The organism is Pseudomonas sp. FSO-7 (assembly GCF_059579345.1).
The window spans coordinates 808,287-821,487 of record NZ_CM184193.1 but is presented as its reverse complement, the minus strand read 5'-3'; the positions used below and the strand labels follow the sequence as shown (position 1 = coordinate 821,487).

The window sequence follows — 13,201 nt, the reverse complement described above, 5'->3', positions numbered from 1 at the left end:
TTTATTCGGGGTGTTTGTAGATCCGATGTCCACCGCCCAATCCCTGTGGGAGCGAGCTTGCTCGCGATGGCGGTGGATCAGCTTGCCCCCATCCTGAATACGCTGCGGTCAGCGCGGCGGGTAGTTGGACAGGATCCGCCCCACCGTCTCGCGCACGGCCGTGTTGCGGTCGGTCGGGTTGGGGGAGTTGCTGAGCAGTTGTTCATCACTGCCGCGCCACACCAGCTTGCCGTCCTTGCCGTCGAGCAGGTCGATCTGCACAGTGCCGACCTTGTAGCTGATGTTGCGGGTTTCGTTGTACATCGGCCCACCCCAGTAGCCATTCCAAGGGCCACCCCAACCGCCGCCATAGTTGGTCGTGACCTGCTGCTGTCGGTCCTCGACGATCAAATAGGCCTGGACCAGCACATCGCCGCGCCCGCCCGCCGCAGGGCGCAGGCCGCGCTGGTCGAGTTGATCGGCCACCGCCTGGCGGATCCGCTGTTCGGTCAGGTCGCTCTTGATGCGTGGGTCATCGGGGCGATATTGCAGCGCAGGGTCTTTCCAGCTCCAACTGCGATACGCCGCAAAGTCACGGCTGGTGTCGAAGTCATGATTGACTTGGTTAGAGGCACAGGCCCCCAGCAACAGGGTGAAGGCCAGTAGAGCAAGACGGCGAAACATGGTTTTTCTCCGTTGCGTAATCAACTTGGGGGATACGCCGACATGGCTTTTTCCACCGCCTCGCGAATGGCATCGGTGCGCTCGCTCTGGCTGCCCCGCTGACCGGTCTCGGCGCTGGCGCTCCACACGGGCTGACCGGTGCGGGCATCGAACAGGTCTACCCGAACCACCACGACTTGCTCCTGATACGTGCGCACCATCGGCATCGGATGGTACACGCCATAACCCGGGCCGTAGCGGTCATAACGGTTATAGCCGCCGTAGTAACCGGCATCATAGTCGTCCCGGACCTGACGCAAGCGGGTCTCCAGGCGCAAGTCAGCGCTGACGAACAGGTCAGCGGGCCGGTTGTCATGCAGGGGCCGCAGGCCACGCTGGTCGAGAGCATTGCTCACCGCTTCGGCCACCTGGGCCGAATCCGCCCAGGCAGTGCCCGGCGGCAGACGCCCGTCGCGCCAGGCCCAGCTGCGATAGCGCCCGTAATCACGGGGCGGCGCAGGGTAGGCGCTGCGATCGAACACCGTGGCGGCCTCGGGTGGCGCCGGCGGCAGCGGATTGGACGTGGCGACATAGGGGTTGCTGCCCTGGCAGGCCACCAGCCCCAGGCACAGCACCAACAACCCTGAACGACCTTTCATTTCGCGCTCCGATTGCACTTTCAGATCAGAGGGGACGGCAGATCCAGTGCAGATAACGACCCAACCCGGCAAACGCCGGATGGCGACGGTGAGCCAGCTCCATTTCCAGTAACTGCGCAAGTTCCACGCGGCCCTGGAACTCCACCGGCATGTAGTCATGGAAAACCCGCACGCCACTCTGGCTTTCGACCTGCCACAGGCCTTCAAGTTGCGCCGCCAATTCTCGCGGATCAAGGGGTTGTTGCGGCGTCAGGCTCTGTTTTTCGCCGGCCATGTCGTTTTTGCGCAACTTGCGGAAATGCCCCTTGAGCAGATTGCGATAGACCAGCGCGTCACGGTTGTAGAACGCCAGGGACAGCCAACCGCCAGGCGCCGTCAGTTGATGCAGCACCGGCAGGATCGCATGGGGCTCGGCCAGCCACTCCAGCACCGCGTGACACAGCACCAGGTCGTAAGGCTCGGTCAGTTGGCCGAGCAGGTCCTGCCACGGCGCCTGGATGAACGTGGCCTGCTGGCCCGCCTCGGCAAAGCGCTGGCTAGCACCGTCGAGCATGGGTTCGGCCGGCTCGGCCAGGGTCACCTGGTGGCCGCGCTCGGCCAGCCACAACGACATGTGGCCCAGGCCAGCGCCGATGTCCAGCACCCGCAATGGACGTTGCGGCAAGGTTTCCAGCAGGTCGGCCTGAAGCACCGCCAGGCGGATCGCGCCCTTGGCCCCGCCGTAGATTTTTTCCGCGAAGCGCGTGGCGAGCTGATCGAAATGACGGTCGCTCATTGACCGAACCGCCGTTCGCTGTCGGCCAGTTTGCTGCGCACCACGGCGTCCATGTCCAGGCCCAGCTCGCTGCAAAGCAGCAACAGGTACAACACGATGTCACCGACTTCCTGCCCGGCGTGGGCCAGCTCGTCCGCCGGCAACTGGCGCGACTGGTCCTCGGTCAGCCACTGGAAAATCTCCACCAGTTCGGCCATTTCCACACTGGCGGCCATGGCGAGGTTTTTCGGGCTGTGGAATTGCCGCCAATCGTTATGGTCACGAATGGCATGCAGGCGTGCGGTCAGTTCAACAAGGTTCATCGGGTTCTCCTGAATGCGCATAGCTTCAGGGGGATGACCGGGGAAGGCAAGAGTCTCGGTGCGAAGCGACGGTTTGCCCCATAATCGAACCAACTCGGCCGCCACAGCTCCTACAATCAGGAGCCAACGGCTCAGCTCGGATTCCCTCCCATCAGGATGCACATATGCAGGTAGAAAGCTTTTTCGAATGGCTCGGCCAGGCGCTCGGTTCGGTAATCCGTTTCATCGTCGACCTGCTCAGCGGCCTCTTCAACACCCTGGCCAACGCCGGCGGCAACTTCGTCGATGGGTTGTCACGCACCTTGGGCATGGACACTTCGATCATCAGCATCATCGCGCTGATCCTCGGGCTGATGCTGCTGTACTCGGCCATCCGCGCCTTCATGCGGGCCTCGATCGTCATGGGCATCATCTGGCTGGTGCTGGGGTTGTGGTTGCTGAGCTGGATCATTCACTGAAGTCCTCCAGCGCCCCCTCGCCTGACGCACCCTGTGGCGAGGGAGCTTGCTCCCGCTGGACTGCGCAGCGGTCCCCCCAAAAACAGGGCCGCTGCGCGCCCCAGCGGGAGCAAGCTCCCTCGCCACAATGAATCCCAAGTTCCACAGGGGAACGAGCAGGCGAGAACCCGCTACAATCGCGCTCCATCAAGGAGCCCGCATGTCCAACCTGATCACCGACTGGCGCGACCGCCTGACCCATCGCCGGGTCTGGGCGCTGGCGGCGCCGATGATTCTCTCGAACATTTCCGTGCCGCTGGTGGCGCTGGTGGACAGCACCGTCATCGGCCATTTGCCCCATGCCCATCAGTTGGGCGCGGTGGCGGTCGGGGCGAGTTTGTATACGGTGCTGGCGTGGGCCATGGGTTTCTTGCGCATGGGCACCACCGGGTTCGCCGCCCAGGCTGCCGGGCGGGGTGACGGGGCGGCGTTGCGGCAAGTGTTGTTGCAAGGACTGCTGTTGGCGATGGGGCTGGCGCTACTGCTCGGTGCCGTCGGTGTGCCGTTGAGTGACGTGGCGCTGCACTTCATGCAGCCGTCCGCCGAGCTCAACCAGTTGACCCGCGACTTCTTCCACACCCGGCTCTTCGGCTTGCCGGCGGCACTGGCCAGCTACGCGCTGGTGGGCTGGTTCCTCGGCGCCCAGAATGCCCGGGCGCCGTTGGCGATCCTGTTGGTAACCAACCTGGTCAACATCGCTTTGAACCTGTGGTTCGTGATCGGCCTGGACTGGGGCGTGACCGGTTCGGCCCGGGCGTCGGTGATTGCCGAGTGGACCGGTGCGCTGGTCGGCCTGGCCCTGGCTCGCAAGACACTGCGGGCCTGGCCCGGGCAGATGGCCTGGGCAGCCCTGGGCGTGTGGCGGAACTGGCAGCCGCTGCTGGCGGTGAATCGGGACATTTTCATTCGCAGCCTGGCACTGCAAGCGGTGTTCTTCCTGATCACGGTGCAAGGCGCGCGCCTGGGGGATGCGACCGTGGCGGCCAATGCCTTGCTGCTCAACGGCCTGCTGCTGACCGCCCACGCCCTGGACGGCCTGGCTCATGCCGTGGAAGCGCTGTGCGGCCATGCCATTGGCGCCCGCGACCGCCTGGCCCTGCGTCGCTCGCTGGTGGTGGCGGGCGGTTGGTCGCTGATTGCAAGCCTCGGCTTTGCCCTGCTGTTCCTGCTCGCCGGCCACTTGTTCATCGACATGCAAACCGATATTCCCGACGTGCGCGCCACCGCTTACGACTACCTGCCCTACCTGGCGACCTTGCCGCTGATCGCGGTCTGGAGCTACTTGCTCGACGGCCTGTTCATCGGTGCCACCCGCGCCCGGGAAATGCGCAACGGCATGGTCTTGACCCTGCTGCTGGTGTCGCCAATCGCCTGGATGCTGCTGGGCTTGGGCAACCATGGACTGTGGATCACCTTCCTGCTGTTCATGGCCCTGCGCAGCCTGACCCTCGGTGCGTTTGCCTGGCACTTGCAGCGGCGCGACCGTTGGCTCGGCGCGCCGCCTCGATAACCGTCAATCCGGGCGGCCTTGCCAACGCCGCCGCAGGCGATCGAGACGCTCGCGCTGCGAACCACCCTCCGGCCCCGGGATGGGTCGGGCATCGGGGTATTGCAGGCGCAGCCACAGCCAGTCATCAAGCACCGTGCGCTCGGTAAACCCCAGCGCCAGCCCTTGCTGCAAATCCTCCCAGAGCCGACGGTAGTCACGTCCGGTGGAACGGGACCATTGCCACGCGTGGCGCTCCAACAGGCATCGTTGCAACTGGCCCTGTTGTCGGTCGCTGAGGCCGTGCTCCTTCTCCAGTGCCGCCACCTGCAGTCCCGGATTGGACAGTTGTTGCCAGCCCTGGCTGCCGATCGCCCGGTCGGCCCACGTGCCACCAAACCAGCGCGCCAGGCTGATCGGGCCCAGCCAGCAACTGAGTTCATGGGAATCGCAACCGTCGAAGAAATAGCTGGCGGTGTGCGGGTTGTAGTAATTCAACAGGGCTTTGTGATGCAAGCCCAGCGTCACCGTCAGCATGCGCCGCAGATGCGCCAGCAATTGCACGGCGGGCTTCGGGCTGGCCAACAACAAACCCGGCCAGGCGCGCGGGTCCAGGTGACAAAGGCTGACCAGCGCGGGTGATTGGCGCAGATCCACCAACAGCGGGCCGTGCTCGCGAAGCCCATGCAACTCGGTGCCTTCGAACAGGGCAAAGCGCCGGGCCTCGGCGAACTGCGCGTGCACCCGCCGCACCGCCTCAGGCGCACTCGGTACATCCAGCAGCAACCACTGCGGCGTCGATCCAGGCTCGGCCGCGCTCATCGAGCCACGCCCGCGCCGCGGCCCATGAGCATACGGCAGGTACACAGCGGTTGGGCGCAAGGGCTGAAAGGCCCGCCCTCGGGCAACAGGCACAACAAGACCAGCGGCTCGGCTTCTTGCATCGCCGACAACAGCACCGGATCGACAACCGACTGCCCAAGTGTTTCGCCTGAAGATGACTCATCGGCAACCGCTGCCGAGGCAGGCTCGCCCAGAAATGCACTGATCAGTGGCCGATCCGGATCACCTTCGATAAAGCTCACCAGCACCTCGGTCCCGTCACACAGCGCGGCCGCCCCGCCGGCAGCCAGCTCTGGCGCCAAGGGCAGCCAGCAATGACTGGGGCGGGAACCTTCGCCCTGATAGACCCAATCAAACTCTACCGCCACGCGCCCCACTCCCAGCTCCGGCGGCTCGTCCACCGCCACGACCCAGCCGCGTTGCCGGCTCACCATGCGTGGTTTGACCGGGACGTTGTCCGGCACGAACGGTACGCCCCGGGGAATGGCCTTGAAATGGTTGCCATACACACCCGCCTGGGCGTGATGCTCGACCTTCGTCAACAGCCAGCGCCGGTTCCAGCCGGCAAACGGATGGGCCGTCAACGTCAGCACCTGGCCACCCCGCAGGTTCGTCAGTTCGCTACGACCCTGGGCGACCTGCTGCCCCGACACATCGGTGTGCACGCTGAAGGTCCGCACCGCGGCAGTCGGCCCGTCGTCCCCGTAGACCGCCGTACCGGCGGGGGGAAAACTGTGGGGATTGTCGGCGAACACCAGGCAATGCGCGTCCCGGGTGTGTTCGAAATGAAAGTGGATATCCACCTGGGCGCACACGCGCTGGAGGAACCGCAGGTCCGATTCCCGATACTGGGTACAGAAATCCTGCGGTGGATAATCGCCACTCAGGTCCAGGCACAGGCGGCGACCGCTGATGCCATGGGCCTTGAGCACCTGGCGAATGATCTGCGGCACCGAGCGGGCACTGAACACCCGCTGGCTGAAGCGCTGCGCCAGACAGGCCAGTTTCGGCCCGATCCGCACCCGGCAACCGGCGCCAGGACGGTGTTGGACCAGCTCATGGAGCTGCCCATGGATACCCCGGCCTGGGGGGCCGAAACTCAACCAGACGCTGCGGTACAGCAGGCTCGCCAAGTCCAGGTTCGCATCGTGCAACAGGAGTTCCACTTCATAGACAAAGGGTTCGCTAATGGCTTCGCTACCCGTGAAGGCCACCACGTCAATGGGCTCAGGCAGACCGGCTATCTCCAGACGAAATGCTGGCTCGCAGGCTGGATCGGACATCGGCGTTTCTCTACAGGAGGGGCGGCCGGGGATTCTCGCCGACCGCCATGGCCGAGTAGAGGGGCGAAGTACAGGTTAGGAAAGGGACTACACGAAATAAGGACATCACCGATTAAATGCACCGGTGTAAAGAAATAGCCGTGGCGTAAACAAAAATGCCCTCCGGGACTATCCGAAAAAACCCGCAATATGCGGTGTGTTTTCTGACAGTCCCGGCGGGCAGTGTCGATCAATCAAGAGGAGCGGGGAACAGACACAGTCCTGTGGCGAGGGAGCTTGCTCCCGCTGGGCTGCGCAGCAGCCCCAAACCAGCCAACCCTAAAGTATCGCGTCGCCTGGATTACGACTGCTGCGCAGCCGAACGGGAGCAAGCTCCCTCGCCACAGGTTCCATTGCCTGGAAGGCCCTCACGTCCCCATCAGGAAGACAGGTAAGACGAACGCGTCAGCCCCAGGCGCAAGGCATCGAGGAACTGGGTGCGCTCGGCGGCGCTGATGCGGGCGCTGGCGCACTTGTCGCGGTAGTGAGTCATCAACTCCTCCGGCGACAAGTGCACATAGCGCAGCATGTCTTCGATGGTGTCGTGGGTTTCGATACCGGCGTGGTACACGCTGCCGTCGGCGTTCTGGTAGATGTTCACCGAGTCGGTGTCACCGAACAGGTTGTGCATGTCACCGAGAATTTCCTGGTAGGCGCCCACCAGGAAGATGCCCAGCAGGTAGTCTTCACCCGGATTGAGGGCGTGAACCGGCAGGCTGGTCTCGATACTCTGCTCGTCGACGTATTGCTTGATCTTGCCGTCGGAGTCGCAGGTCAAGTCTTGCAGCACGGCGCGGCGCAGCGGCTCTTCATCCAGGCGATGCAGCGGCAGGATCGGCAGTACCTGGCCGATGGCCCAGGTGTCCGGCAGGCTCTGGAATACCGAGAAGTTGCAGATGTACTTGTCGGCCAGCTTGTCGTTGAGCTCATCCAGCACCTGGCGGTGCGAGCGCTGGCGGGCCTTCAACGAGTTGTGCAAGCGACGGCACACGGCAAAGTAGCACTGCTCGGCCAAGGCTTTTTCCGCCAGGGTCAGCTTGCCGTCGGCATATTGGGTCGCCACGTCGCTCATGTAGTGCGTGGCGCGCCAGTAGGTCTCGGTGACCATCTCGATATCGGTCGGGCCCAGCAGGTCAACCAGCCATTGCACGGTTTCCGGCAGTTCCAGCTTGTTGTCGATCACCGGCACATCGTCGTTGTGTTTCTCGACGTCGGTCACCTGCACCACCAGCATCGCGTGGTGGGCGGTCAGCGAGCGGCCGCTTTCCGAGAAGATGTGCGGGTGCGGCAGGCTCTGGGCATCGCAGAACTCCTTGAGCATGCCGACCACGACACCGGCGTAATCGTCCATGTCGTAGTTGATCGAACTGGCATTGCGCGAGTGCGTGCCATCGTAGTCCACGCCGAGGCCACCACCGACGTCGATGTGATCCACCGGCAGGCCGAGGTTGCGCAGCTCACCGTAGTAACGGATCGCTTCCTTGAAGCCGTGCTGATAGTCCGCCAGGTTGGCGATCTGCGAGCCCATGTGGAAGTGCAGCAGGCGAATGCCCTGGTCCAGGCCGGCGGCGCGGAAGCGCTCGACCACCGACAGCAGTTGCGCGGCCGACAAGCCGAACTTGGATTTCTCGCCACCGGTATCGGCCCATTTGCTCGACGCCAGGGACGACAGGCGCACGCGCAGGCCGACCTGTGGCTTGACCTTGAGCACCGCGGCCTCTTCGATCACCAGTTCGACTTCGGACTCTTTCTCGATGACGATGAAGACGTTGTGACCCAGCTTCTGGCCCATCAGCGCCAGGCGGATGAATTCGCGGTCCTTGTAGCCGTTGCAGACAATGGTCCCGCCCTTCGGCGCCAGCGCCAGCACCGCCAGCAGCTCCGGCTTGGAACCGGCTTCCAGGCCGATGGAGACGTTCTGGGTGGCGATGATGTTCTCGATCACCGCTTCCTGCTGGTTGACCTTGATCGGGTACAGCGCGGTGTACTTGCTCTGGTATTCCAGGCGCGCGATGTTGCTGTCGAACGCGCCGGTCAGCTGGCGCACGCGGTCTTGCAGGATATCGGGAAAGCGCACCAGCAAAGGCAGCGAGAGGCCGCTCTGGCGCAACTGGTCGACTTGCTCGAACAGGTCGATGGGCGAACTGCCCGGGCCGTTCGGACGGACTTCGACGCGACCGGCTTCATTGATCGCGAAATAACCGGCCCCCCAATGGCGAATCCCGTAAACGCTGCGGCTGTCCGCAACTGTCCATTGGCTGCCATCGTCTTTGCGTGTGCGTCGTACGGACATCGAAGTCCCCTATAAAGAAGTCAAAATGCACCATCCGGTCGGAGGCTGGGGCAGTCTAGAGAGTGAAAATGACGAATTGCCTGTTAGCAAGGTAGACCCTGCTCCCAGCGATGAGTTTAGAAACCCGTTCAGAACAGGCTCTGTGAAAACCATGCGGGCAACCTCGAACGTCGGGTCCGGGTCAAGCCGAGGGTGGCTTTCACAGAAGCTGCTAGCCGCCGGACTTCTTTGCCTTGAAACCGTGCTTGACCAGTTCCGCCAGCAGCAGCTCGACGTGATCGCCCTGGATCTCGATGATGCCGTCTTTCAACGCACCACCGGTGCCACAGCGTTTCTTCAACGTGGTGGCCAGTTCCTTGAGCGCATCTTCGGCCAACGGCACGCCAGTGATCGTGGTCACCGTCTTGCCGCCGCGACCTTTGCTTTCACGGCGCACACGGGCGATGCCGTCACCTTCCGGGATGGCGGTCTGCTTGCAGATGCAGGCATCCACCGGTTGACGGCAATCAGGGCAATGACGACCGGCGTCGGTAGAAAATACCAGGCCGCCCAGGGCGGCGAAGGATGCGGCTTTTTTGGCCACCGGCAATCCTCTTGGGAGGACAAAGACTGGTCGAGGGTAGAATGTGCCTCGACCGCGAAACCCCACTCAGGCAGGGGCAGCGCTACTGGACCGCAGACACGGTTCAGCTTGAAAAGTCGCGCAGTGTAACGGCAAAAAGCCGACTTGCTAAGGGCCAATCAGCGCCAATTTATAGCTTCTTTGCGACGTCGCCACCGTGGACGCGCAAATAGCGTTCAAGCGCCGCCAGGGAGTCCGGGCAGTAAGGCATGCGCTGGATTTCATCGAGCACCTGTTCAAGCGGCAGGAAACGCGCTTCGAGGACTTCTTCGGGCTGCAGGACCAACGGGCCGTCCCACACCGCCGAGAACGCCGAGCACCACAGGCGACTGCCGGGGTCTTCGAAATAAAAATGGTCGTGGGCGGTCAGTTCCACGCCGCTCACGCCCAATTCCTCCGCCAGCTCACGGGCGGCCGACTCGGCGTAGGTCTCGTCGGCCTGGACCATGCCACCCGCCGCCACGTCCCAGAAACCTGGGTAGATGGCCTTGCTCAGGGTGCGCCGGTGAACACACAGTTCACCGGCCGAATTGAACAGCATGATGTAGGTGCCGCGCCCGATCAGGCCGCGCTCGCGCAGCTCCGAACGCACCAGGCTGCCGAGCAGGTTGTCGTGCTCGTCGACCCACGCGATCAGCTCGGCGTCCGAGGCCACTCGATGAGCGACCTCCCGGGGGCTTTCGCTCATGGATCAGCCCTGGTTCAGCAGTTGCCGCAAGTCGATGACCGCGGCGTTGGCCCGGGAAATGTAATTGGCCATGACCAACGAGTGGTTCGCCAGGACACCGAAACCGCTGCCGTTGAGGATCATCGGGCTCCAGACCGGTTCCTGGGACGCTTCCAGTTCACGAATGATCTGCCGCACGCTGACCGTGGCGTTCTTTTTCGCCAGCACATCGGCGAAGTCCACTTCGATGGCGCGCAGCAGGTGCGACAGCGCCCAGGCCTGGCCGCGGGCTTCATAGAACACGTTGTCGATCTGCAGCCACGGGGTCTCGACCACCTCTTCGTCCACCTGCGGCACCTGGCCTGGGGCCGGGACTTCGGTTTTCAGGGAGGTGTTGAGCTTGACCCGGCCAACGCTGGCCGACAGGCGCTGGGACAACGACCCCAGGCGCGTGCCGACATCCCCCAGCCAGTTGTTCAGGTTGTCGGCGCGGGCATAGAACAAGGCGTTTTTCTGGGTCGGGTCAGACAGGCGAGCCTGGTAGCGGCTCAGGGAATTGATGCCTTCCTGGTATTCGGATTCGCTGGAAGGCAGCACCCAACTGCGGTTGTCGAAGTTGAAGCGCGGCTCGGCCTTGGCCAGGTCGGCGTCTTCGGCGGACTGGGACTGGGAACGGGCAAAGTCCTTGCGCAGGGCGCGGCTCAGGTCGCGGACCTGTACCAGCACGCCGTACTCCCAGCTCGGCATGTTGTCCATCCACAGGCCTGGCGGGAAGCGGTCGTTGGAAATGTAGCCACCCTGCTTGGTCAGCAGGGTCCCGGCCACAGTCTTGAGCGTCTCGACCGTGGTGTAGCCCACCACCATTTGCCGGCCATCCTTCTCGGCCGCGGCCTGGGCATTCTGCTGCACGGGGAATAACGCGGGTTCCTGGCTCCAGTACCAGCCGAGAGCAATGGTCACCAGCAGGTAAAGGCCGATCAGCGTGGCCAGTGCGCGGCTGAAAAAAAGCCCACCCAGGTAGCTGCGGGTGTCCGATTTCGGCTCGGCGGCACGTTCAGGCGCGCTGCCCGCGCGGTTTTTCCAGTCCAGCATGGCGATGTTCCTTCAATCACTTGAGTTCTCGGTTCGACCACAACCCTACGCCATCGTGCCTGATTTGAAACGCGATAATGCGGCGCCAATCATGCCGGGCGCGACAGGGCAATCGAACAGCACTATAAAGGAAGCCTTGCCATCGGCCTACGAGACTGTCCAGTCACAAACTGAATTGGGCGACTGGACAGAATATTGACGTATGACACTCATGTGGAGGAAAAGAGGTGCTAGCATAGAGCCACCAGTCGACCTCAGCATGCACCCTAACTAGTAGTCAGGATATGACCGAGCCAGAAGACCCCAGCCGTGAGCGCCTCAAGCACCACTTTGCCCAGCGGGTAATTCATCAGGCTCGCCAGATCCTGGAGATTTGGCAGCGCCTGCAGCGCAGTGAGTGGTCAAGCACCGACCTGTCGGAGCTCAGCGAAGCCAATCTGCGCCTGCTGCGCTTCGCCGAGCGCTTCGAACAGCCCGAGCATTCCCTGCTGGCCCAAGGCATCAGCCAGTCGCTGCAAGCGGTGGACGCCAATCGCGGGCGCCTGAGCAGCCACCTGATCACCGAAATCAACCGCCTGATGCAGCGCTTGTCGCGCACCGGCCTGCGCCACGGCGACCAGCTCGAACAAACCTTCCTGCCGCCGCTGCGCAAACCCATCTACGTGATGCTGCAGGACCATGACCGCGCCGAACGCCTGGCCAAGCAATTGGAGTTCTTCGGCCTCAGCGCCCAGGCGCTGGATAGTGTCGCGGCGTTCCGGGCCTCGATGGTCGAGCGCCTGCCGGCGGCGATTGTCATGGATGTGGACTTCAGCGGCCCGGGCACCGGCCTGAAACTGGCCGCCGAAGCCCAGGAAGGCCTGGAACAACCGTTGCCGTTGCTGTTCTTCAGCTTGCTGGAAACCGACACCCCGACACGCCTGGCCGCGGTACGCGCCGGCGGGCAGGAATTCCTCACCGGCACCCTCGAAGCCTCGAGCCTGCTGGAAAAGATCGAAGTGCTGACCTGCGTCGCCCAGTACGACCCCTACAAAGTGCTGATCATCGATGACTCCCGCGCCCAGGCCTTGCACACCGAACGCCTGCTCAACAGCGCCGGCATCATCACCCGCACGCTGATCGAGCCGATCCAGGCCATGGCCGAGCTGGCGGACTTCCAGCCCGACCTGATCATCCTCGACATGTACATGCCAGCCTGCACCGGCACGGAACTGGCCAAGGTGATCCGGCACAATGACCGCTACGTCAGCGTGCCGATCATCTACCTGTCCGCCGAAGACGACCTGGACAAGCAACTGGACGCCATGAGCGAAGGTGGCGACGACTTTCTGACCAAACCGATCAAGCCCCGGCACTTGATCACCACCGTGCGCAACCGTGCCGCCCGGGCGCGCAACCTCAAGGCGCGGATGGTGCGCGACAGCCTCACCGGCCTGTACAACCACACCCATATCCTGCAACTGCTCGAGGATTGCAGCTTCCGCGCCCGTCGCGAAGGCAAGCCCCTGAGCTTCGCCATGCTCGACATCGACCACTTCAAACGGGTCAATGACAGCCACGGCCACCCCATGGGCGACCGGGTGATCAAGAGCCTGGCGCTGTTTCTCAAGCAGCGCCTGCGCAAGACCGACTTCATCGGCCGTTACGGCGGCGAAGAGTTCGCCATCGTCATGCCCGACACCGACATCGACGCCGCCTGCAAGGTGCTGGACGAGATTCGCCAGCGCTTTGCCGAAATCCACTACCCGGCCCAGCCCCATGATTTGTGGTGCACTTTCAGCGCTGGCGTGGTGGAGATGAGCGATGACTCCGACAGCCTGATGATGGCCAGCCAGGCGGACGAAGCGCTGTACCGCGCCAAGCACGCCGGACGCAACCGGGTACAGAGCGCCCGGCAATCAAAGCAAAGTGCCACCTTTTCATCGGAATCGACTGATTCGGTCATAAACCTGTAACGCAAACGCAATAACTTCAAGCACTTACGATTCTGCCCCCGGTAGA

13 protein-coding genes are annotated in these 13,201 nt (G+C 63.3%); 3 read left to right on the top strand and 10 right to left on the bottom strand.

Annotated features, from left to right (window positions below):
* Positions 1-108 precede the first annotated feature (108 nt).
* Genes AC515T_RS03490 through AC515T_RS03475 form a run of 4 tightly spaced genes read right to left on the bottom strand, consistent with a single transcriptional unit; the run spans position 109 to position 2,378 of the window.
* Entirely contained in the window at positions 109-663 is a 555-nt protein-coding gene (locus tag AC515T_RS03490) for a DUF4136 domain-containing protein (RefSeq protein ID WP_496531446.1), read from the bottom strand.
* A 20-nt stretch (positions 664-683) separates the two neighbouring features.
* Complete coding sequence (locus tag AC515T_RS03485) at positions 684-1,301, bottom strand: DUF4136 domain-containing protein (protein ID WP_496531445.1); 618 nt, start codon at positions 1,299-1,301, stop codon at positions 684-686.
* Positions 1,302-1,326: 25 nt separating this feature from the next.
* The gene (locus AC515T_RS03480; protein WP_496531444.1) at positions 1,327-2,076 is read right to left on the bottom strand and encodes a methyltransferase; all 750 of its coding nucleotides are present in this window, start codon (positions 2,074-2,076) and stop codon (positions 1,327-1,329) included.
* Positions 2,073-2,378, bottom strand: a complete 306-nt coding sequence (locus AC515T_RS03475) for a MazG-like family protein (RefSeq protein ID WP_496531443.1) — start codon at positions 2,376-2,378, stop codon at positions 2,073-2,075. The genes AC515T_RS03480 and AC515T_RS03475 overlap by 4 nt, the downstream gene beginning before the upstream one ends.
* Positions 2,379-2,542: 164 nt before the next feature.
* On the opposite strand from AC515T_RS03475, the gene AC515T_RS03470 reads away from it, so the two are divergent.
* Positions 2,543-2,836 (top strand): hypothetical protein, encoded by a 294-nt coding sequence (locus tag AC515T_RS03470; RefSeq protein WP_003197447.1) that lies wholly within the window; start codon positions 2,543-2,545, stop codon positions 2,834-2,836.
* Positions 2,837-3,035: 199 nt separating this feature from the next.
* Positions 3,036-4,385 (top strand): MATE family efflux transporter, encoded by a 1,350-nt coding sequence (locus AC515T_RS03465; protein ID WP_496531442.1) that lies wholly within the window; start codon positions 3,036-3,038, stop codon positions 4,383-4,385.
* Positions 4,386-4,388: 3 nt separating this feature from the next.
* Here AC515T_RS03465 and AC515T_RS03460 read toward each other — a convergent pair whose 3' ends face one another.
* The 6 genes from AC515T_RS03460 to AC515T_RS03435 all read right to left on the bottom strand — a co-directional run bounded on the left by AC515T_RS03460 (position 4,389) and on the right by AC515T_RS03435 (position 11,200).
* Positions 4,389-5,183 (bottom strand): DUF4123 domain-containing protein, encoded by a 795-nt coding sequence (locus AC515T_RS03460; RefSeq protein ID WP_496531441.1) that lies wholly within the window; start codon positions 5,181-5,183, stop codon positions 4,389-4,391.
* Positions 5,180-6,487, bottom strand: a complete 1,308-nt coding sequence (locus AC515T_RS03455) for a type VI secretion system Vgr family protein (protein WP_496531440.1) — start codon at positions 6,485-6,487, stop codon at positions 5,180-5,182. Before AC515T_RS03455 ends, AC515T_RS03460 begins: the two co-directional genes overlap by 4 nt.
* A 418-nt stretch (positions 6,488-6,905) precedes the next feature.
* Positions 6,906-8,819 carry an arginine decarboxylase gene (gene speA / locus AC515T_RS03450; RefSeq protein ID WP_496531439.1) on the bottom strand — a complete coding sequence of 638 codons (1,914 nt, stop codon included), beginning with the start codon at positions 8,817-8,819 and terminating at the stop codon, positions 6,906-6,908.
* 211 nt (positions 8,820-9,030) lie between these two features.
* A complete protein-coding gene (locus tag AC515T_RS03445) occupies positions 9,031-9,402 on the bottom strand; it encodes a translation initiation factor Sui1 (protein WP_058543875.1) in 372 nt (123 codons plus the stop codon).
* A 169-nt stretch (positions 9,403-9,571) separates the two neighbouring features.
* On the bottom strand, positions 9,572-10,129 hold the full coding sequence (locus AC515T_RS03440; RefSeq protein ID WP_305469548.1) for an NUDIX hydrolase: 558 nt from the start codon (positions 10,127-10,129) through the stop codon (positions 9,572-9,574).
* Between the two features lie 3 nt (positions 10,130-10,132).
* Positions 10,133-11,200, bottom strand: coding sequence for a DUF2333 family protein (locus tag AC515T_RS03435; RefSeq protein ID WP_496531438.1), 1,068 nt, complete (start codon positions 11,198-11,200; stop codon positions 10,133-10,135).
* A gap of 284 nt (positions 11,201-11,484) precedes the next feature.
* On the opposite strand from AC515T_RS03435, the gene AC515T_RS03430 reads away from it, so the two are divergent.
* Entirely contained in the window at positions 11,485-13,155 is a 1,671-nt protein-coding gene (locus tag AC515T_RS03430; protein WP_192263661.1) for a GGDEF domain-containing response regulator, read from the top strand.
* Positions 13,156-13,201 lie beyond the last annotated feature (46 nt).